This is a genomic window from Pseudomonas sp. lyk4-TYG-107, from assembly GCF_030209055.1.
Taxonomy (GTDB): domain Bacteria; phylum Pseudomonadota; class Gammaproteobacteria; order Pseudomonadales; family Pseudomonadaceae; genus Aquipseudomonas; species Aquipseudomonas putida_A.
In genome coordinates this window covers 527,375-546,400 of the sequence record NZ_JARVST010000019.1, presented here as the reverse complement: position 1 = coordinate 546,400, position 19,026 = coordinate 527,375, and the positions used below count along the sequence as shown (strand labels likewise).

Here is a 19,026-nt window from a genome sequence, read left to right as displayed (position 1 = left end):
ATCATCAGTCTCGAAGACGTTCGGCAGCGCTCGACAGCAACTGTTCCGTCGCACTGAACCCAAGGCAACCATCGGTAACCGACACCCCGTAACGCAGTGTGGGGCTCAAGGGCTGGCAGCCTTCGAACAGGTGGGATTCAATCATCATGCCGATCAAGGCGCGATCACCTTGCAGGCGTTGTTCGAGCACCTCGTTGAACACGTCGGGCTGGCGCAGTGGATCCTTGCCGCTGTTGGCGTGGCTGCAGTCGACCATGATCCGGCTCGGAATTTTCAGTCGGCTCAGGTCGGCATGTACGCGGGCGACGCTTTCGCGATCGTAGTTAGGACCGTGATGACCGCCGCGCAGCACTATATGAGTGTCGGGATTGCCCGGGGTCTGGATGATCGCCGGGTGCCCTTGGCTGTCGACGCCGAAGTGTCGGTGCGGATGTGCTGCTGAGCGCATGGCGTCGACGGCTACACCTACGCCACCGTCGGTGCCGTTCTTGAAACCAACGGGCATGTTCAGGCCGCTGGCCATTTCCCGGTGAATCTGCGATTCGGTGGTGCGTGCACCGATAGCAACCCAACTGAGCAGGTCGTCGAAGTAGCCGGCCGCCATTGGTTGCAGCAACTCGGTAGCGATGGGCAGCCCCAGGCGGATCATCTCAAGCATCAATTCACGCGACAGGGTCAGGCCGCCAGCCATGTCGTCGCTGCCATCCAGGTGCGGGTCGTAAGCCAGACCTTTCCAACCGACGGTGGTGCGGGGTTTTTCGATGTAGGCGCGCATCACCAGCAGCATCTCGTCGCTGACTTCATGGGCCAGGCGGGAAAGTTTTTCGGCGTATTCGAGTGCGGAGCGCGGGTCATGAATCGAGCAAGGGCCGACGACGACCAGCAGGCGATGGTCTTCGCCATTGAGGATCGCGCGGACCGCCTGGCGGTGGGCTGCGACTTGCTGGGCGAGGGCATTGCTCAGGGGCAATTGCTGTTTGAGCTGCAACGCGCTGGGCAGACGCAGGGTCAGTGCTTCGTTGGCAGAATCAAGGGTGGTCAGTGGCAGAGCAGAAACAGACGAGTTCATATTCGGGATTCCTGGGCTGGCGGCGGGTGTTTCCCGCTCACTCGGCCCTACTGGGGTGTTCGACAATTGGCCGGATTGGCTGCGTGTGTGTGCTTGCCACCTGTGGGTGACCGATCGGAGGCGGCAGGCTGTCCCGAGCGGAGGTTGCTAAATCGCCAGGCGGTAAAAGTGTCGTAACGGTAATAAGTGGCGTAGTTCATGTCGTGATTCCTCAAAGTTCTGGTGTGTTGCTGAAAAATTTGGGGCCTGAAAAAACAAAACCCCCGGTCGGGAGGCCGACCGGGGGTTGAGAATTCTCTGGTAGGCGACCCGTTTTTATGGGCGCCGGTGGGTATCAGGCGCGCCAGTGGCTAAACCAATACCCAAAATAAAAGCTGACAGGAGCGCAAACGTCATTCGCCCGGGCAGCCGCAACCGAGCGCAGGGCGCTGGCGGAACGAAGCTGTGAGAGGGCGTTGAACATGGTTTGTCTCCGATGAATGCGCCGAGCTTACTAGAGGCCCGTACGGCTGAGCAATCAGAAATTGCTATCGCCATTGCGGAGGTTACCTATCGCTTGAGTGCTGCAGGCGTTGTGACACACTGGTTGCTTTGCACAAACACCAAGGATGATTCATGTCGATGTTCACGGTCGCTGCAGCCCAGTCGCTCTCCATTGCCGGTGATCTGGCGGCGAACCTCGCCCGTCATTTGCGCTTCATGGCCGTGGCGGCGGAGCAGGGCGTCGAGCTGCTGGTGTTCCCGGAGCTGTCGCTGACAGGCTACGAAGGCCAGATGGCCGCAGACCTGGCAATCGATCCGCAGGATGCTGTGCTGCAACCCTTGCGCGATTGCGCTCGCGAGCTGGGCCTCACCGCTGTCGTCGGTATGCCGATTCGCGATAGGGACAGTTCGAAGGTATTGATCGGCGCGCTGACATTAGGAGGGGATGGTTCTCTTGAGGTTTACAGCAAACAACATCTGCACAGTGGCGAAGAGCTTTTCTATGCCCCAGGTGCTGGTGGTTCGTCCTTGAGCATAGGCGGCGATACCGTAGCGCTGGCGGTCTGCGCTGACTTTTCCCACGCCAGTCACGCGGCAGCGGCCGCCAATCTTGGTGCCGACCTGTACGCAGCAGGCGTGCTGATCGGGGAAAAAGGCTACGGCGTGGATAGCGCGCTGCTGCAGGGCTATGCCCAAAACCACTCAATGGCGGTGCTGATGGCCAATCACGCCGGGCTCACGGGTGGATGGCAATCGGCGGGTCGCAGCGCGTTCTGGTCTGAAAGCGGGACGCTGGTGGTGGCGGCGCGAGGGCCGGGTGAAGTGTTGGTTATTGCCCGGCGTGATGCCGGCGCATGGCAGGGGCAAGTAGTACCCGTGGCGGTAGACCTGTGACCTGGGCATTGCGTCGTGCCGAATCGGCAGATCGGGCGTTCGCCCGAAAGCTGACGTGCCAGAACATGCTGCGCTATTACATTGACCACGAGCTGCTGTGGCAGGACGAAGCGTTCGACGTTGCCTGGGATGGGCGGGACAACTGGCTGGTCCTTCTTGGTGAAGTTCCTGTGGGATTTTTCAGTCTCAGTCATGATCGCCGGGCCTTGTACATCCGCGAGCTGCAAATAGCCGAGGCCTCTCGCAGGCAAGGTGCAGGATCCTGGGCGATTGATCAGGTTGTCGCTTTGGCTCGCGGCGAAAAACTGTCAGCACTGCGTTTGACAGTATTCAAAAATAATCCGGCGCAAAGTCTGTATAAGAGAAAAGGCTTCAAGGTGTGCGGTGAGGACGAGTGTTTCCTGAGGATGGAGCTCGATTTCGGTACACTTGTGCTCTGAAACCCACGGCCGGCAAGCCTTCGATGATGAATTGAAACTTTTTAAATGATGCTTGCCGCTAGGTCTGTCTGGCACTTTTTGCTAAGGTGTCCGGCATCCCAATAAGACCATATCGCGAGGTGTCTGCTTGATTAGGGTGCTAGTGGTCGACGACCATGATCTCGTTCGTACAGGCATTACACGTATGCTGGCCGATATCGATGGCTTGCAGGTGGTTGGACAGGCCGAGTCCGGGGAAGAATCCCTGATCAAGGCCCGTGAGTTGAAACCCGATGTGGTCCTGATGGACGTAAAGATGCCCGGTATTGGTGGCCTCGAGGCCACGCGCAAGCTGTTGCGCAGCCACCCGGACATCAAGGTCGTCGCGGTGACCGTGTGCGAGGAAGATCCATTTCCTACGCGCCTGTTACAGGCTGGTGCCGCCGGCTACCTGACCAAGGGCGCTGGTTTGCCGGAAATGGTTCAGGCGATCCGTCTGGTGTTTGCCGGGCAGCGATACATCAGCCCGCAGATTGCCCAGCAACTGGCGATCAAATCGTTCCAGCCAACCAACGATTCCCCTTTCGACGCCTTGTCCGAGCGGGAAATCCAGATCGCGTTGATGATTGTCGGCTGCCAGAAGGTGCAGATCATCTCCGACAAACTCTGCTTGTCGCCGAAAACGGTGAACACATATCGCTACCGGATTTTCGAAAAGCTGTCGATCAGCAGTGACGTCGAGCTGACGTTGCTGGCTGTGCGCCACGGCATGGTGGATGCCAGCGCCTGATCATGACTGAAGTATTCGATTCCGGCGCCTTCCTGGCGACTGTCAGTGGGCGCCCCGGCGTCTATCGCATGTTCGACAGCGATGCGCGCCTGCTGTATGTCGGCAAGGCCAAGAACCTCAAGAAGCGCCTTGCCAGCTATTTTCGCAAGACCGGGCTGGCGCCAAAAACCGCTGCGCTGGTCGGGCGTATCGCGCAGGTCGAAACGACCATTACCGCCAACGAAACCGAGGCGTTGCTGCTTGAGCAGACGCTGATCAAGGAGTGGCGGCCGCCGTACAACATTCTGCTGCGCGACGATAAGTCCTATCCCTATGTCTTTCTGTCTGACGGCCAATTCCCACGTCTGAGCATCCACCGTGGCGCGAAGAAGGCCAAGGGCAAGTATTTCGGCCCGTACCCGAGCGCCGGGGCGATTCGCGAAAGCCTCAGCCTCTTGCAAAAGACCTTTTTCGTCCGTCAGTGCGAAGACAGCTATTACAAAAATCGCACGCGCCCGTGTCTTCAATATCAGATCAAGCGTTGCAAGGCGCCTTGTGTCGGTCTGGTCGAACCTGAGGTCTACGCCGAGGATGTACGCCATTCGGTGATGTTTCTCGAGGGGCGCAGTCATGCCCTGACCAATGAGCTGTCCACGGCAATGGAAGAGGCGGCAATCAATCTCGAATTCGAGCGCGCCGCCGAGTTGCGTGACCAGATTGCCTTGCTGCGCCGTGTTCAGGATCAGCAAAGCATGGAAGGTGGAACGGGCGACATCGATGTTATCGCAGCTTTCGTCAACCCGGGCGGCGCTTGCGTTCACTTGATCAGTGTGCGCGGCGGTCGGGTGTTGGGCAGCAAGAACTTCTTTCCGCAGGTGGGTATCGAGGAGGAGGTCGCTGAAGTCATGGCGGCGTTCCTCGGTCAGTACTACATCAGCAGTCCGGAGCGCGACCTGCCAGGCGAACTGATCGTCAACGTGGTTCCCGAAGACGCCACGGCTCTGATCGACGCCATCCACGAGCTGCGCGGTCGGGAGCTGAGCATCAGCCACCGGGTACGCGGCACGCGAGCTCGATGGCAGCAGTTGGCGGTCACCAATGCCGAGCAAGCGCTGGGCGCACGCCTGGCCAATCGTCAACACACGGCTGCGCGTTTCGATGCGCTGGCTGAAGTGCTGAACCTGGATGAGCCGCCGCAGCGTCTGGAGTGCTATGACATCAGTCACTCCAGTGGTGAGGCCACCGTCGCTTCCTGTGTCGTGTTCGGCCCGGAAGGCGCGATCAAATCCGACTATCGTCGCTATAACATTGAAGGCGTCACGGCGGGTGATGATTATGCAGCCATGCACCAGGCGTTGACCCGGCGCTTCAGCAAACTGAAGGACGGGGAGGGCAAGCTGCCGGACATTCTGTTGGTGGACGGCGGCAAAGGTCAGTTGTCGATGGCCCGCGACGTACTCAACGAACTGGCAGTGCCGGATCTCATTCTGCTGGGTGTGGCCAAGGGCGCAACACGCAAGGCGGGCTTCGAAACTTTGTATCTCAATGATGCCGCGCATGAGTTCACGCTGCGTGGTGATTCACCGGCACTGCACCTGATTCAGCAGATTCGTGACGAGGCGCACCGCTTCGCAATTACCGGCCACCGTGCGCGGCGCGGCAAGACCCGCCGTACCTCGACGCTGGAAGGCGTTGCGGGTGTCGGGCCGACCCGACGTCGGGACTTGTTGAAACATTTTGGTGGATTGCAGGAGCTGTCTCGTGCAAGCATCGAAGAGATCGCCAAAGCACCGGGGATCAGTAAAAAGCTCGCAGAGTCGATTTATGCAAACCTGCATAGCGAGTAGAATGCCAACTCACCTCGTAGCCAGTTGTGCCGATGAATATCCCTAATCTGATTACCGTTCTCCGCGTCCTGCTCATCCCGATCTTCATTTTGCTGTTTTACCTGCCTTACCAGTGGAGCTATATGGCCTCCGCTTCGGTATTCGCCTTTGCGGCGGCAACTGATTGGCTGGATGGCTATCTGGCCCGCCGCCTTGAACAAAGCACGCCGTTCGGCGCGTTTCTCGATCCGGTTGCCGACAAGCTGATGGTGGCAGTCGCTTTGGTACTGCTGGTTCAGGAACACGGCAATTTGTGGCTGACACTTCCCGCAGCCGTCATCATCGGCCGCGAGATTGTCGTATCGGCCTTGCGTGAATGGATGGCCGAACTCGGTGCCCGCGCTCATGTAGCAGTGTCCAATCTCGGCAAGTGGAAAACCGCGGCGCAGATGCTGGCGCTGGTGATCCTGCTGGCCAATCCCCGCGATTTCAGCTTCTGGGTGCTGCTGGGTTACGCCTTGCTGATGATCTCGGCGGGCCTGACGTTGTGGTCGATGGTTCAATACCTGCGGGCCGCCTGGCCGCATCTGAAAACCGACGTTGAAAAGAAATAAAACTTTTTTGAATCAAAGGGTTGACGGGGCATCTGAAATCTATAGAATGCGCCACACCAAGCGGGAATAGCTCAGTTGGTAGAGCACGACCTTGCCAAGGTCGGGGTCGCGAGTTCGAGTCTCGTTTCCCGCTCCAAGTTTGTACGCGGTTGTTGTTGTGCTACTAAACAGCGATCGTTTGAGGCCGAGTAGCAAAATGGTTATGCAGCGGATTGCAAATCCGCCTACGCCGGTTCGATTCCGACCTCGGCCTCCACTATAAACAAGCTCCGTAGATCCATGATTTACGGAGCTTTTTTATTTTCAGTGCACTGCAAGATTTAGTCTTGAAATCAGCCACTGTGAACTTGCTTCACCGGGACGTGATGTATATATTTCCCGCTCTGCTTCAAAGGCTCAACAAAGACAGATTCTCTGGTCGACTGATTTGAGCACTACAACAGCGCTACCGCCCGAATGGCGAAACTGGTAGACGCATGGGACTTAAAATCCCCCGCTCGTAAGGGCGTGCCGGTTCGATTCCGGCTTCGGGCACCATCTTAAATCAAGGGTTTGCGGGCGAAAGCTGAAGCAAACCCTTGTTTGTTTTCGGATTGCCATTTTTAACTGGCTCCTCATCAATTCCTTGCGTTCCTGCGCGCAAAGACCGTTGGTCACTTCTCGATGCAACCAATCCTGCAAGCGTCTACGTTTGTGGCTTGGTCGAAGATATCAAAAGCCATTGAGTGAACATTTTAGCTTGACCCGGTGGCGTTGATATCAGGATGGATCTTGATCAAGGCGCGGTACATCGCTCAGTTGATCGGCATTCAGACGGGCTGTCTGTTACGCCAGCCCCGCCATTTTTGACGTGTTAAGGAGAACACCGATGGCAATCAATCAAGTGCACGCAGCAACCGATAAAACCGCTCTCGTCGAAGCCGAGGTGTACCGTTGGTACAATCTCTTCTTTCCGTGGTCGCGCGGTATGTCTTCCCGGTCGGAGGGCGCCATCAAGCCTCTGTACGATGCGTTGGCGAATGACTTCCGTGTGGTACTCACCGATGGAGAGATCATGTGTCGGGCGGACTATTGGGAGCGACTTTGGGGCTTGTATGGCAAGCGTGCTGGAAGCCCTGAATCACACATCACCAACCTCTCGATCACAGCGCTTCCCGGGGACTGTTTCCTGGCCGTCTTCGACCTTGTCAAAGACGGCATTACCAAGAAGAAAGTCGATTCGGCGCTGATGCGCGTCGATCAGGCCTCGCCATCTGGAATTTCATGGGTTTATGTCCATGAAAGCGAGCACGAAAGGAGCTTTGCGTAAGTCACTTGAGTTGCACTCTCGTGGCTAAAAAGCCTGGATGTTTTTAACGTTGACGAATAATCAGGCCCAGCCCCGCGCTGGGCTTTTTTGTATCTGCTGTTCGGCCAGAAAACAAAAAGCTCAGGCATACCCGGGCCGGTTCAGGGAACACATTCAGCGCGAATCAACCTCTTTTGCAGCCTGGGCGTTTGATCGTTCCTTGCGCCTGCGCAGCCAGCTGAAGAATGCATGTACCGGGTGTAAAAACGCAGCCAGTACGCACAGTAGCATGATGGTGAAAATGGCAATCAGCGGGAGACTTTCGTGCGAGAACATGGTGGGGTACTCCTGTAGGCACTATGTTGGAACCTGCAGGCTAGACGCATTGAGCCATGCTTGCGATGAACGTATGTTCATCCTCGGGCGCTTGAACTGTGCTACGGAGGGCTCACCAAAATGATCGATTCCAGAGGTGCGCAAGTGCCGGCCTTCAGTTGAGGCCAGCGCCGTGCGTGGGGTGATTACGCAGGTGTGTTATTAGCTGCGCTTGGGCAACTTCCAGTTCGGACGGATGAAGTGGCAGGTGTAGCCATTCGGTATCCGCTCCAGGTAGTCCTGGTGCTCAGGTTCCGCTTCCCAGAACTGTCCCGCCGGTTCGATTTCGGTGACTACTCGGCCCGGCCAGAGACCGGAAGCGTCAACATCGGCGGCGGTATCCTCGGCGATGTCGCGTTGCTCTTCGCTGAGATAATAAATCGCCGAACGATAGCTGGGGCCAAGATCGTTGCCTTGACGGTTGGGCGTACTCGGATCGTGGATCTGGAAGAAGAACTCGAGGATCTGCCGGTAGCTGATCACCGCCGGGTCGAAGATGATTTCAATGGCTTCAGCGTGGTTGCCGTGGTTGCGGTAGGTGGCGTTCGGTACATCGCCGCCGCTGTAGCCGACTCGCGTCTGCAATACGCCGGGATAACGCCGCAGCAGGTCCTGCATGCCCCAGAAGCAGCCCCCGGCGAGAATCGCGGTTTCGGTTTGTCCGGTCATGATTTTTTGCCTCTCGCTGACTGTGGATACGGTTCTGGTTATGAGGGCGCGTTGGCTATTTGCAAGCTTGCCTCAGGGCTACGGGCTGCTCGAACCGGAGTTTTCAACAAAAAGCCCTGACGATAAGGCCAGGGCATTGATGGGTTCGAGCGGTGAATTCGTGGCAATTCACGTCGAGTGATGGACTAAAAAAACGACATCAATCGGTTATACGAACGCTTGCCCGAAAAAGCCCCTTGGCAGGCGCTGCGGCCCGGCCAGCGCGGTCAGGCGTTCGATCCACTCCGAACGCCAGTTCGACGCACCATGATCAGCTTTGGTGTGGCGCGCTGCGCGGCGTGCGGCATTGCGCTGGGTCTTGCGTGCTTCTTTGTAGGCGTCTGTGTTGCGGCAGCTGCGGCATTTGACGCGATTGAGTTCCAGGCTTGAGGCAAGGTTGTTGCCCTTGTGACCACAAGCCAGATGTCCGTCTGTTTTGAAATGGATAACCATGAACCGTCTCCTGGGTGACGTGTACAGGTTTTGTACCGCCCACACCTCGGGGCGTTCGGTACATCGGCCAGACGGTACGCCGGTTAGCTGTCGTTTATCGCGGTGCAGTCATCTGAAACGCGGCAGTGGCCGTTCGACAGGCTGTAGCGAAGACAGGGTGCTGCGGATCAGCGGTGTGTCTTTTTCGATGTCGTTCAGTCGATCGCGGATGCGCAAGGCAGTCGGATGGCCGCCTTGATGATCGACCCAGTCGGCGATTTCCTTGCAGGCCGCGGCAAGTCGCGCCTGACGAGAGTCGAGCAGGGTGAGGAGGGTGGTGATGGACTCTTTTTCGGACATGGAACACCTCCGTTCAGACAAACCGTTGAGAGGCAGCAAAAAGCCCGCGGGCTGCGAGCTCTCTACCGTTGGGGCGCTGGTCCGTCAGCTGCTTTGAGTATAGACCCCGCCTGTCAATTGCATCAGCCGGCCGATTGTCGCGCCGGCAGCGGCGAGCTGGCCGCATTGAGCCGTCGGCATTCGCGTCGGGCATCTTCTTCAAGATCGTAGCCATCGCCGATGAAACCGCCGGTGCGGGTGTCGTTGATCCGAAACCAACTGCTGGCCTCAGCGGGTTCATGCTTACTTTCCCCGGCGCGGCGGCCGTGAATGATGATCTTGTTGCAGCGCTTCACGACAAAGATGTCTTCCATGGCGTCACCACAGCAAATAGGTGTCAGATCAACTATAGAAGCCTTGGCCAATCGTGCAAAAAATAGCCAGTCAGTTCGTCGGTTGCAGCCGCCATTCTGTGGCATGCCAATCCAGACGATGCGTCGGTTTCAACGCCTGTAGAAACTCAGTGTCGTGGGAAACCGCAACAATTGCGCCGGGAAACGTCTGCAATGCCTGCTCGAAAGCCTGAACCGATGCCAGGTCCAGGTGATTGCTCGGCTCATCGAGCAGCAACAGTTGCGCAGGCGTCTTGCCCCACAAGGCCACCGCCAGCGCGGCTTTCAAACGTTCTCCACCGCTCAGTGAAGCGCTCGCTCGAGTGACCCGTTGCGCGTCCAGTTGCAGATGCGCCAGATGGCTGCGCAATTCGCTCTCACTCAACGGACTCTGCAGCGCGAGCAGTTGCTCGATGACGCTGAGACGGTCATCCAGCAGCTTCAGATGCTGGTCCAGATAAGCCGCAGGAACATGGGTGATGCATTCGCCGCTGGCGGGATGCAGTTGACCCGCGAGCAACCTGAGCAACGTCGATTTGCCGCAGCCATTCGGACCATTGACGGCGACGCGCACGGGCCCGCTCAGCGTGACATTGAGCGGTTGCGCCGGCAACCATGGCACGCACGCATCAATCAGCGTACAGACTCTGCGCGCAGCAGGCACTGCGCTGCCGGGCAGGTTCATCAGCACCGCATCATCCGCGAGCACTTTGGCGTAGGCATCGCGCACCCGTGCATCAAGCTCCGATTTGCGCTGCTGATGACCATGACGCACCTGGCCCATGATCTGCCTCGCCGCACCTTTGAGGCCGGCGCGTTCGAAGCCCGAGACGTTGGCGGTTTTGGCATTGCGCAGTGAGCGGGCGGCATGCCGCTGGATAATGTCGTGCTCGTTTTGCAAGCGCTGCTGCTCGCGCCGGCGCTCGGTTCGGCTTTGATCCAGCGTCGCTTGCGCTGCCGCCTGATGGATTTGTCGTTGCTGCTGGTAAGCGGAAAAATTGCCGCCGTACACCGTGACACCCAGCGGCGTCAGCTCGACGATACGCTGCATGCGTTCAAGCAATTGCCGGTCGTGGCTGATGACGATCAATCCGCCGCGCCAGCGTTCCAGTTCGCTCATCAACCAGTCGCGGCCGGGGCCGTCGAGATGGTTGGTCGGTTCATCCAGCACCAACAGGCGCGCCGGACTCAGAAAAGCCCCGATCAAAGCCAGCCGTGCCTGCTGGCCACCGCTCAGCGGCAGGGTCAGATCCGTGGGAGCAATGTCCGGCAGACCGGCGTTATCCAGCGATTGGCGCAGACGTTCGGGCAGATCCCAGCGCTCGCCGAGGATGTCGAAATCTTCTGCTGCCGCCTCGCCAGACTGCACCCGTTGCAATGCGCGAAGGGCGGCGGCGGTGCCGGTGGCATCGGCCACGGTCTGCGCCGCATCGGCGGTGAATGTTTGCGCCACATAGGCCAATGGCACCGAGCAGGTGACGCTGCCGGCAGTTGGTTGCAAGTGCCCGGCGATCAGCTTGGCCAGCACGCTTTTACCGACGCCGTTGCGCCCGACGATGGCGGTGTGGGTGTGATCGAATTGCAGATTCAGGTCGTTGAAAATCGTCTCGCCATTAGCGAACTGAAAACTGGTTTGATTCAGGGAGACGAGGGCAGGCGTACGCGAGACGTGAGTCATCGGCACCTCCGAAAAATGTCGTGAAGACTGACAGGCGCCATTCAGCGCTTATCGCGATTACATTTTCAGAAGGCTTGATTGTTCACTGTCTGCGGTCGTCCGGACGGGGGAAAGGAGGCTAGCCTAGATCACCCATCCGCCGCGATCAAGACGCGTCCATCATTTGCTCGAGAAACATCGCCAGCGCCACTTCCTCGGAGCGCAAGCCCTTGCGCACCCTCGGGCGTGGCAGTTCGGCCAGCGCACCGAGCAGGAAGCGCTCGACCACGGCTGGATGGATGTAGCACTTGCGGCACACCGCCGGGGTGTTGCCCAGCTGTTTGGACACGCTCTTGACCATCTCCACCACGTGCCGTTTCGCCTCGGCTTCCGACTCCCATTGCAGTTCGCGCAACACCGCCAGAGCCAGTGCGCTGCCGGCCCAGGTGCGGTAATCCTTGGCGGTGAAGTCGGCACCGGTGAGGGTTTGCAGGTAGCTGTTGACGTCATGGGAACTGACGGTGTGCCGCTCGCCGTTTTCGTCCAGATACTGAAACAGATTCTGTCCGGGGATTTCCAGGCAGCGCTTGATGATGCGCGCCAGGCGACGATCCTTGACGGTGATCTGGTGTTCGATGCCGCTTTTGCCGCGAAACTGGAACAGGATCGCGCTGCCGTTGACCTCGACATGTCGGCTGCGCAGGGTGGTCAGGCCATAGGAGCGGTTGTCCCGCGCGTATTGGGTATTGCCGACACGAATCAATGTGGCGTCGAGCAGCGTGATGACCGTGGCCATGACTTTGTCGCGGCTGAAGCCGGGTGCGTCCAGCAGGGTTTCAAGCTGTTTGCGCAACTTCGGCAATGCCATGCCGAACTCACGCAAGCGCGAGTACTTGTCGGCATCGCGCACCTCGCGCCAGCGCGGGTGATAGCGATACTGCTTGCGGCCCCGGGCATCGCGTCCGGTGGCCTGCAAATGGCCACGCGGATCGGCGCAGATCCAGACATCGGTGTAGGCCGGCGGCACTGCCAGCGAATTGATCCGTTTGATCTCATCAGGGTCGGTAATGCGCTGCCCGGCCGGATCGAAATAGGCGAACTTGCCACGCAGCTTTTTACGGGTGAGGCCGGGTTGGGTATCGTCGACGTAATGCAGGTCGGGCGGTAAGACGTCGGCTAGTGCGGTGTCGGGCATGGCGGTGTCCTTGGCGAATCGCTCTGTTACAGCGATTGACCGCGCGCCATGGCCGTCGTGCCAACCAATTCAGGCCAGCACGGCGACGGCCTTGATCTGCGCCCATAAATGCTGGCCCGGGTGGATGCCGAGCTGATCCCGGGAAAACCGCGTGATCCGCGCTAGCAACGGTGTGCCGCCGGCATCCATACGAATCAGCACATGCGCGGCGTTGTCCGCCGCCAGCTCGCTGACCACGGTCACCGGCAAGCGATTGAGGATGCTGCTGGCCTCGCTGTTGTGCAGGGCCAGACTGATGTCGCGGGCGTGCACCTTGCAGCGCAGGGCCTGACCGACCGCCATCGGCGCGTGAGTCACCCGGATGTTCATGGCAGTCGCCGGCAATTGCAGACTCAGCAACTGGTACTCGGCATCGTAGGCGCTGACCTGGCCTTCGATGATTACACCAGCGTCATCGCCCAACGCCATTGGCAGGTCAAGGCGCGCGAGGGTTTCGCCAATCGGGCCGCTGGCCAGGGCCTTGCCGTCGCTGAGCAGCACCAGATGATCGGCCAGGCGGGCGACCTCATCCTGCGCATGGCTGACGTACAGCACCGGGATGTCCAGCTCGTCGTGCAGACGTTGCAGGTATGGCAGGATTTCATTTTTACGCTGACTGTCGAGGGCGGCCAGCGGCTCATCCATCAGCAACAGTTTCGGGCTGGTCAGCAACGCGCGGGCGATGCCGACACGTTGGCGTTCGCCGCCGGACAGATGCTGCGGATGACGCTCCAGCAAATGACCGATGCCCAGCAGTTCGGTGGCTTGCGCCATGTCGACCCGGCGCTGGGCCTTGGCAATGCGCTTGAGACCGAACTGCAGGTTGGCCAGCACTGACAGGTGCGGAAACAAACTGGCTTCTTGGAACACGTAACCCAGCGCACGTTTGTGCGGCGGGACAAAAATCCGCCGTTCGCTGTCCTGCCAGACTTCGTCGTTGATCTTGATAAAGCCCTGTTCAGCCCGCTCAAGCCCGGCGATACAGCGCAGGCAAGTGGTTTTGCCCGACCCGGAATGACCATACAGCGCAGTCACGCCACGCCCCGGCAAATGCAGATCGACATCCAGGCTGAAACCCGGATAAGTGATTTTCAGACGTGCATCAATCATCGATCAGCTCCAACCCGCGCGGGTCTTGCGGCTGGAGTAGAGCGCCAGCAACACCAGAAACGAAAACACCAGCATCGCCCCGGCCAGCCAATGGGCCTGAGCATATTCCATCGCCTCGACATGGTCGTAGATCTGCACCGATACCACGCGGGTCTTGTCGGGAATGTTGCCGCCGATCATCAGCACCACGCCGAATTCACCAACGGTATGCGCGAAACCGAGGATCGCCGCCGTCACGAAACCGGGGCGGGCCAACGGCAGGATCACGCTGAAAAAAATGTCCCAGGGATTGGCGCGTAGGGTCGCGGCCACTTCCAGTGGGCGGGTGCCGATGGCGGAGAACGCGTTCTGCAACGGTTGCACCACAAACGGCATGGAATAGATCACCGAACCGATCACCAGCCCGGTAAAACTGAAGGTCAGAGTGCCCAGACCCAGCCATTGCGTGAAGTGGCCGAGAAAGCCATTGGGCCCCATCGCCAGCAGCAGATAAAAGCCGATCACGGTCGGCGGCAGTACGAGGGGCAGGGCGACGATTGCGCCGATGGGGCCACGCAGCCAGGAACGGCTGCGCGACAACCACAGGGCAATCGGCGTGCCGACGACCAGCAGGATAGCGGTGGTCAGGGACGCCAGTTTCAGGGTCAGCCAGATCGCCGCGAAGTCGGCACTCGTCAGCGACATTTAGAGCTGGTAACCGTAGGACTTGATCACCGCAGCGGCTTTCGGACCCTTGAGGTATTCAACCAGCGCTTTGGCGGCGGCGCTGTCCTTGCCTTTGTTGAGAATCACCGCGTCCTGTTTGATCGGGTCGTGCATGCTCGCTGGAACGATCCACGCCGAACCGCTGGTGACCTTGCCGTCCTTGTAGATCTGCGACAGTGCGACAAAACCCAGTTCGGCGTTGCCGGTGGACACGAATTGGTAGGCCTGGGTGATGTTCTGGCCCTCGACGATTTTCGCCTTGGTCGCCTCGGTCAGCTTGAGTTTTTCCAGCACTTGAGTGGCGGCCAGACCGTATGGCGCGGCTTTCGGATTGGCGATGGACAGGTGCTGGTATTCATTCTTCTTCAGGACTTCACCTTTGGCGTCGACATAACCTTCTTTCGCCGACCACAGGGCCAGGGTGCCGATGGCGTAGGTGAAGCGCGAACCCTTGACGGTGTCGCCTTCTTTTTCCAGTTTTTCCGGCGTGGTGTCGTCCGCCGAGAGGAACACTTCGAACGGTGCGCCGTTTTTGATCTGGGTGTAGAACTGGCCGGTGGCACCGTAAGCGGCGACCAGTTTGTGCCCGGTGTCTTTTTCGAAATCGGCAGCAATTGCCTGGATCGGCGCGGTGAAGTTGGCGGCAACGGCCACCTGCACTTCATCAGCCTGAGCGGTACCGAAGGCGAATACCGCAAGCAGGGTGGCCAGGCAGGTTGGGGCAAAACGTGGGGCACGAATGGTCATGTAACAGCTCCGTTATGGGCGAGTGCAGAGGGCAGTTATTGTTGGAGGTGGACTGCACCGATGCGAAGGGTGGAACGCTATATAGCGAAATATATAGCGAAATGCCGCTAAACAGGAAGTGCTGGTGAACACAGGGTGAGGTGGTGCCATGTCTCACCCTGCGCCGGATCAGCGGCGGAGCAGTTTTGCCAGAGCGCCATCCGCCAGTTGCCGGGTCAGATCAGCGCTGTTCAGCTCTTCGCCCAATGGGAACGCCTGACCGGCCCAGAGGTTGCTGAACTGCGCTTCACTTTTGGCACGCAACGGTATCAGCGCCCCGCCGGCCAGCGGGAAGGCCGGAGCTTTCGGTGACATCGGGCCGATTTCGCGCATCACCCGATTGAGAATGCCGCGAGCCGGGCGGCCGGTGAACAGGTTGGTAATCGCAGTTTCACTTTCCTTGGCGCTGCGCAGCGCCTGGTGATGCGAGGCGCTGACTTTCGCTTCCGGGGTGAACAGATACGCGGTGCCGACCTGCACCGCTGACGCACCGAGTACCAATGCTGCGGCGACACCGCGTGCATCGGCAATGGCGCCGGCAGCGATCACCGGCACCTTGACCGCATCGACGATCTGCGGCACCAGCGCAAAGGTGCCGACCTGACTGCTCAAATCATCGCTGAGAAACATCCCGCGATGCCCGCCAGCCTCGTAACCCATGGCGATGATCGCGTCGCAACCGTTTTGCTCAAGCCACATCGCTTCATCGACAGTGGTGGCGGACGAGAGGATTTTCGCACCCGTGGCCTTGACCCGATCCAGCAGGGATTTCTCCGGCAGACCAAAGTGAAAGCTCACCACCTCAGGACGAAACTCTTCGAGCACGGCGCACGCTGCCGCATCGAATGGCGCGCGGTTGGAAACCGGTGTCGGTGCGTCGAAATCCACGCCCAATTCGCGGTAGTAAGGCTCCAGCAGGTTTTTCCAGTCTTGCGCGCGCTGTTCATCGGCGGCCGGTGGCTGGTGGCAGAAGAAATTGACGTTGAACGGTTTGCGGGTGTGCTCGCGAATGGTCTTCAGCTCTTCGCGCAACTGCTCGATGCTCAGCATTGCGGCAGGCATCGAACCCAAGCCGCCGGCGTTGCACACGGCGATCACCATTGCCGAAGTCGTGGCGCCGGCCATCGGGGCCTGAATGATCGGCAGCTCGATGCCGAGCAGGTCAAGAATGCGAGTGTCAGGCCATTGGCTCATGAAAGCGGTTCTCCGAACGATGAAACGGGGCAGGGACGGCAGAGCCGGTTTTTTAACAGCAAAACCGGACTCGGGGCCAGTCTGAATTTTCAATGCAGCCATCAGCGGCGATGAAAACCGCCGCCCCCGCCGCCCCCAAATGAGCGGTTCATGACTTGCGAGGAGTTGTGAAAGTTGTTGGTGCGCTGGTTGCCGAAGTTGCGCGCAGCAGACTCGCGATTGAGGTTCTGCAGTTGCGCATTGTTGTTGACCGGCGCCGTGCGGGCCGGGCTGCCCTTGACCATCGATTGCCAGCCGTTGTCGGTTTTCTTGTAGACGTTGCCGTCGCGCCCGGCATAGACGTTGTCGCCAACCCGTGCGGCGCCGCCGTTGCGGCCTTTCACGCCGGCATACTGCGTGGTCTTGTCGGTGTTGGGGTTGTACACCGCGCCACGATTGGCGGTGACCTGGGTGCCGGTGCGAGCATTACCTGCGGTGACCCGGCCACCGGCGATGGCGCCACCATTCGGCCCGACCACTTCACCGCTGCGTCCAGCCGCGTAGTTGCCGGTGTAGGCGTTGTGCACCGCGCCGCGTTGGCCTGCCGCCGCAATGCCGGTGCGCGAGTTATAGGACGAGCCAACCTGACCGGCCCAGCGATTGCCGGTCCAGGCGTTGTATCCGGCGCCATAGCGACTCACCGTCGCGCGATCCCCCCACTGACGATAAATGTTGCCGGTGGTGCCTGCCCAGCCACCGGGCCCCCAGGCCACAGCACCGCCACGATAGCCATAAGCGGCGCCGCCCCAGGCCAGTGGCGCGGGGTACAGGCGCGGGCCCCAGGCGTAACCCCAGCCATAATTGCCCCACCATGGATAAGCGCCCCAGCCCCAACCCATCGCCACGGTGTTGCCGCCCCAGCTCCAGCCGAAGCCGAAACCGAAGGTCCAGCCTGTCCACGGCGTATAGCGCATGGCGACGCCGAAACCGTAGGTCACCGGTGGCCCGTACCAGACGCTGCCGACCCACGGCGTGTACGGATAACCGGTGCCGTAGACCACCACACCGGTGGCCGGATCCAGATTCGACCCCTGATAACCCGGGGTGTAGCCGACCACCACGGTGTCCCCGCTGGATTCATAGACTTTGACGTAGGTGAGGTAATGCATCGGTGAACTCGGCGGGATCGAATAGATCACCGCCGGCACCGAACTGGCGACGCTCCATGGTCCGTTCACCGAGGTGGCGCTGAACCAGATACCGTTTTCCACCGCATACCAGTTGTCGTTGTCGACACGAATAATCGGCGTCGCGCTGTTGACCACGTACTGCAGGGATGTGCTGTTGATTGCCTTCAACTGTGGCTCGCCATCGAACTGCGGTGCGGTCATTTTCACTGCGCTTTTCTTGATCGCCGAGGTTTGCGGGATGGTCGCCGCGATCGCGGCTTCCTTGGCCTGTGGCGTGCCGGCGACCGAGGCCTTGACGTTCTCTTTCGGGCTGTCATCCGGGATGTTGGTGAAATCTGCCGGCAGTTTGTCCGCCGGGGTAAACGTCCATGGGCCGTGCATGTCGGCAGCGCGAAACCAGCGCCCGGAAATCAGCACGTAACTGTTCTGGTCGCCGATTTCCTTGAAAATGTGCCCGGTGGTGTTGCTCACGTAAAGCAGGCTGGTGCCCTGAATTGGCAGCCACTGCGCTGCGCCGTCGGTGACGATCAGCTCGGTGGGCGTGGTGGCGATGAAAATTTTCGGCTGCGGCGGTCTGGCCAGATTTGGCACCTTGTCTTTCGGATCACTCTGCCCGGTCAGCAAATCGACCTGACGGTTCTGGATCGCCGCCTGTTTGGCCTTCTCCAGATCGGCCGGCGGCGTGGTCAGACGGGTGTATGCGCCGCTGAGGCTGTCAGCGACCATCCAGCCATCGAACACATGCAGGTAGTGCTTGCCCTCGGCGTCCTTGAGCAATAGCGGGCGAGTGTTGATCACCCGCTGCAGCCCGGTGCCGTCGACCGCCCGGTACACGGCGTCGCCATCGATGTAGACGAGCAGTGCGGGAACGTCGGAACTGATGATCGTCGGCGGGGTGTTTTCCAGCGGCGCGCTGTCGGCTTTCTGCTCGGCCGACAGTACGCCGACGGCGGCTTCAAGTTGATCGAGGGAGATGGTTTTCTTGCGACTTTCGGCATCTTTCTGCAGCGCGCCGAGCCAGACGTCGGCCTGACTGGCGTCGGCAGGGAAGTCGGCCTTGATGATCTTGTACTGATCCAGTGCGACCCAGCGCGTGGCCTTGTCGACCAGCGTGTGCGCGCTGAACTGGACGATGCCGAAGGTGGGTTTGCCGTCGGCGCCGGTGGCTTCGACGGCAGCCCGGGCATTGAGGGTGTAGCCATCCCAGCTGTCGAGTTGCGGCTGGTACACGGTCAGTTTGGCCTTGCCGCTGGTGATCACTTGCGGCCACGTCGGCGCGCTCGGGGCAGCGTCGGCAGCAGCAGGTTTGCTGGCGGTAGCCGGGGCAGCCCAAGTGTTGCCAACCGTCAGCAGGCATAGCATCAGTATCGCAAGCAACGAGCGCGGGTAAGACATTGTCAGCTCCATCGACAGGGCCGCTTTCAGCAGGATGGCAGCGAAAGCACGACCGTCGAAAAAGCATAGCCGCCCGCTTCACAATTACCGGGCGAATTCGCGAATTGGCGCAAAGTCGGGTGGGGCAATGTGTTGCTTTGTGTTATTTCAGGGCACGAGGATTTGAAT

Annotated in this window: 19 protein-coding genes and 3 tRNA genes; 9 read left to right on the top strand and 13 right to left on the bottom strand. The window is 59.7% G+C overall.

The window, feature by feature from the left end; all coding sequences use genetic code 11:
- Nucleotides 1-4 precede the first annotated feature (4 nt).
- On the bottom strand, nucleotides 5-1,069 hold the full coding sequence (locus QRN61_RS17775) for a 3-deoxy-7-phosphoheptulonate synthase (protein WP_103366955.1): 1,065 nt from the start codon (nucleotides 1,067-1,069) through the stop codon (nucleotides 5-7).
- 615 nt (nucleotides 1,070-1,684) lie between these two features.
- Here QRN61_RS17775 and QRN61_RS17770 point away from each other — a divergent pair.
- The 9 genes from QRN61_RS17770 to QRN61_RS17730 all read left to right on the top strand — a co-directional run bounded on the left by QRN61_RS17770 (nucleotide 1,685) and on the right by QRN61_RS17730 (nucleotide 7,383).
- A complete protein-coding gene (locus tag QRN61_RS17770) occupies nucleotides 1,685-2,446 on the top strand; it encodes a carbon-nitrogen hydrolase family protein (RefSeq protein WP_096796529.1) in 762 nt (253 codons plus the stop codon).
- Entirely contained in the window at nucleotides 2,443-2,886 is a 444-nt protein-coding gene (locus QRN61_RS17765; RefSeq protein WP_190953414.1) for a GNAT family N-acetyltransferase, read from the top strand. The genes QRN61_RS17770 and QRN61_RS17765 overlap by 4 nt, the downstream gene beginning before the upstream one ends.
- Before the next feature lie 127 nt (nucleotides 2,887-3,013).
- Nucleotides 3,014-3,655, top strand: a complete 642-nt coding sequence (gene gacA, locus QRN61_RS17760) for a response regulator transcription factor GacA (protein WP_024012761.1) — start codon at nucleotides 3,014-3,016, stop codon at nucleotides 3,653-3,655.
- Nucleotides 3,656-3,657: 2 nt separating this feature from the next.
- Nucleotides 3,658-5,481 (top strand): excinuclease ABC subunit UvrC, encoded by a 1,824-nt coding sequence (gene uvrC, locus QRN61_RS17755; protein WP_027612674.1) that lies wholly within the window; start codon nucleotides 3,658-3,660, stop codon nucleotides 5,479-5,481.
- 32 nt (nucleotides 5,482-5,513) lie between these two features.
- The gene (pgsA, locus tag QRN61_RS17750; protein ID WP_003225417.1) at nucleotides 5,514-6,074 is read left to right on the top strand and encodes a CDP-diacylglycerol--glycerol-3-phosphate 3-phosphatidyltransferase; all 561 of its coding nucleotides are present in this window, start codon (nucleotides 5,514-5,516) and stop codon (nucleotides 6,072-6,074) included.
- 60 nt (nucleotides 6,075-6,134) lie between these two features.
- Nucleotides 6,135-6,210 (top strand) — tRNA-Gly (locus QRN61_RS17745).
- A gap of 46 nt (nucleotides 6,211-6,256) precedes the next feature.
- A tRNA-Cys gene (locus QRN61_RS17740) sits at nucleotides 6,257-6,330 on the top strand.
- A gap of 194 nt (nucleotides 6,331-6,524) precedes the next feature.
- A tRNA-Leu gene (locus QRN61_RS17735) sits at nucleotides 6,525-6,611 on the top strand.
- A gap of 331 nt (nucleotides 6,612-6,942) precedes the next feature.
- Nucleotides 6,943-7,383 carry a hypothetical protein gene (locus QRN61_RS17730; protein ID WP_096796531.1) on the top strand — a complete coding sequence of 147 codons (441 nt, stop codon included), beginning with the start codon at nucleotides 6,943-6,945 and terminating at the stop codon, nucleotides 7,381-7,383.
- A 153-nt stretch (nucleotides 7,384-7,536) separates the two neighbouring features.
- Here QRN61_RS17730 and QRN61_RS17725 read toward each other — a convergent pair whose 3' ends face one another.
- From QRN61_RS17725 to QRN61_RS17670, 12 genes are all read right to left on the bottom strand, one after another.
- Nucleotides 7,537-7,698 carry a hypothetical protein gene (locus tag QRN61_RS17725; protein ID WP_166495875.1) on the bottom strand — a complete coding sequence of 54 codons (162 nt, stop codon included), beginning with the start codon at nucleotides 7,696-7,698 and terminating at the stop codon, nucleotides 7,537-7,539.
- 201 nt (nucleotides 7,699-7,899) lie between these two features.
- Entirely contained in the window at nucleotides 7,900-8,406 is a 507-nt protein-coding gene (gene msrA, locus QRN61_RS17720) for a peptide-methionine (S)-S-oxide reductase MsrA (RefSeq protein WP_115989685.1), read from the bottom strand.
- 207 nt (nucleotides 8,407-8,613) lie between these two features.
- Nucleotides 8,614-8,898: a hypothetical protein gene (locus QRN61_RS17715; RefSeq protein WP_047598549.1), complete on the bottom strand. Its 285-nt coding sequence runs from the start codon at nucleotides 8,896-8,898 to the stop codon at nucleotides 8,614-8,616.
- A 108-nt stretch (nucleotides 8,899-9,006) separates the two neighbouring features.
- Entirely contained in the window at nucleotides 9,007-9,237 is a 231-nt protein-coding gene (locus QRN61_RS17710) for a hypothetical protein (protein WP_007964939.1), read from the bottom strand.
- A gap of 122 nt (nucleotides 9,238-9,359) precedes the next feature.
- Entirely contained in the window at nucleotides 9,360-9,590 is a 231-nt protein-coding gene (locus QRN61_RS17705; RefSeq protein WP_027612678.1) for a hypothetical protein, read from the bottom strand.
- 70 nt (nucleotides 9,591-9,660) lie between these two features.
- On the bottom strand, nucleotides 9,661-11,286 hold the full coding sequence (locus tag QRN61_RS17700; protein ID WP_285374339.1) for an ABC-F family ATP-binding cassette domain-containing protein: 1,626 nt from the start codon (nucleotides 11,284-11,286) through the stop codon (nucleotides 9,661-9,663).
- Between the two features lie 145 nt (nucleotides 11,287-11,431).
- Nucleotides 11,432-12,460 (bottom strand): DNA topoisomerase IB, encoded by a 1,029-nt coding sequence (locus tag QRN61_RS17695; protein ID WP_096796534.1) that lies wholly within the window; start codon nucleotides 12,458-12,460, stop codon nucleotides 11,432-11,434.
- 69 nt (nucleotides 12,461-12,529) lie between these two features.
- A complete protein-coding gene (gene modC / locus QRN61_RS17690) occupies nucleotides 12,530-13,609 on the bottom strand; it encodes a molybdenum ABC transporter ATP-binding protein (RefSeq protein ID WP_285374338.1) in 1,080 nt (359 codons plus the stop codon).
- A gap of 3 nt (nucleotides 13,610-13,612) precedes the next feature.
- The gene (gene modB / locus QRN61_RS17685) at nucleotides 13,613-14,293 is read right to left on the bottom strand and encodes a molybdate ABC transporter permease subunit (protein WP_096796536.1); all 681 of its coding nucleotides are present in this window, start codon (nucleotides 14,291-14,293) and stop codon (nucleotides 13,613-13,615) included.
- The gene (gene modA, locus QRN61_RS17680) at nucleotides 14,294-15,061 is read right to left on the bottom strand and encodes a molybdate ABC transporter substrate-binding protein (protein ID WP_285374337.1); all 768 of its coding nucleotides are present in this window, start codon (nucleotides 15,059-15,061) and stop codon (nucleotides 14,294-14,296) included.
- A 168-nt stretch (nucleotides 15,062-15,229) separates the two neighbouring features.
- Complete coding sequence (locus QRN61_RS17675) at nucleotides 15,230-16,294, bottom strand: NAD(P)H-dependent flavin oxidoreductase (RefSeq protein WP_096796538.1); 1,065 nt, start codon at nucleotides 16,292-16,294, stop codon at nucleotides 15,230-15,232.
- 101 nt (nucleotides 16,295-16,395) lie between these two features.
- The gene (locus QRN61_RS17670) at nucleotides 16,396-18,858 is read right to left on the bottom strand and encodes an autotransporter (RefSeq protein WP_285374336.1); all 2,463 of its coding nucleotides are present in this window, start codon (nucleotides 18,856-18,858) and stop codon (nucleotides 16,396-16,398) included.
- Between the last annotated feature and the right edge of the window lie 168 nt (nucleotides 18,859-19,026).

What these genes read in the sequence shown, in the direction of transcription:
- QRN61_RS17775 (WP_103366955.1), bottom strand. Translation starts at nt 1,069, where the DNA reads ATGAACTCGTCTGTTTCTGCTCTGCCACTGACCACCCTTGATTCTGCC.
- QRN61_RS17770 (WP_096796529.1), top strand. Translation starts at nt 1,685, where the DNA reads ATGTCGATGTTCACGGTCGCTGCAGCCCAGTCGCTCTCCATTGCCGGT.
- uvrC (WP_027612674.1), top strand. Translation starts at nt 3,658, where the DNA reads ATGACTGAAGTATTCGATTCCGGCGCCTTCCTGGCGACTGTCAGTGGG.
- pgsA (WP_003225417.1), top strand. Translation starts at nt 5,514, where the DNA reads ATGAATATCCCTAATCTGATTACCGTTCTCCGCGTCCTGCTCATCCCG.
- QRN61_RS17730 (WP_096796531.1), top strand. Translation starts at nt 6,943, where the DNA reads ATGGCAATCAATCAAGTGCACGCAGCAACCGATAAAACCGCTCTCGTC.
- QRN61_RS17725 (WP_166495875.1), bottom strand. Translation starts at nt 7,698, where the DNA reads ATGTTCTCGCACGAAAGTCTCCCGCTGATTGCCATTTTCACCATCATG.
- msrA (WP_115989685.1), bottom strand. Translation starts at nt 8,406, where the DNA reads ATGACCGGACAAACCGAAACCGCGATTCTCGCCGGGGGCTGCTTCTGG.
- QRN61_RS17715 (WP_047598549.1), bottom strand. Translation starts at nt 8,898, where the DNA reads ATGGTTATCCATTTCAAAACAGACGGACATCTGGCTTGTGGTCACAAG.
- QRN61_RS17710 (WP_007964939.1), bottom strand. Translation starts at nt 9,237, where the DNA reads ATGTCCGAAAAAGAGTCCATCACCACCCTCCTCACCCTGCTCGACTCT.
- QRN61_RS17705 (WP_027612678.1), bottom strand. Translation starts at nt 9,590, where the DNA reads ATGGAAGACATCTTTGTCGTGAAGCGCTGCAACAAGATCATCATTCAC.
- QRN61_RS17700 (WP_285374339.1), bottom strand. Translation starts at nt 11,286, where the DNA reads ATGACTCACGTCTCGCGTACGCCTGCCCTCGTCTCCCTGAATCAAACC.
- QRN61_RS17695 (WP_096796534.1), bottom strand. Translation starts at nt 12,460, where the DNA reads ATGCCCGACACCGCACTAGCCGACGTCTTACCGCCCGACCTGCATTAC.
- modC (WP_285374338.1), bottom strand. Translation starts at nt 13,609, where the DNA reads ATGATTGATGCACGTCTGAAAATCACTTATCCGGGTTTCAGCCTGGAT.
- modB (WP_096796536.1), bottom strand. Translation starts at nt 14,293, where the DNA reads ATGTCGCTGACGAGTGCCGACTTCGCGGCGATCTGGCTGACCCTGAAA.
- modA (WP_285374337.1), bottom strand. Translation starts at nt 15,061, where the DNA reads ATGACCATTCGTGCCCCACGTTTTGCCCCAACCTGCCTGGCCACCCTG.
- QRN61_RS17675 (WP_096796538.1), bottom strand. Translation starts at nt 16,294, where the DNA reads ATGAGCCAATGGCCTGACACTCGCATTCTTGACCTGCTCGGCATCGAG.
- QRN61_RS17670 (WP_285374336.1), bottom strand. Translation starts at nt 18,858, where the DNA reads ATGTCTTACCCGCGCTCGTTGCTTGCGATACTGATGCTATGCCTGCTG.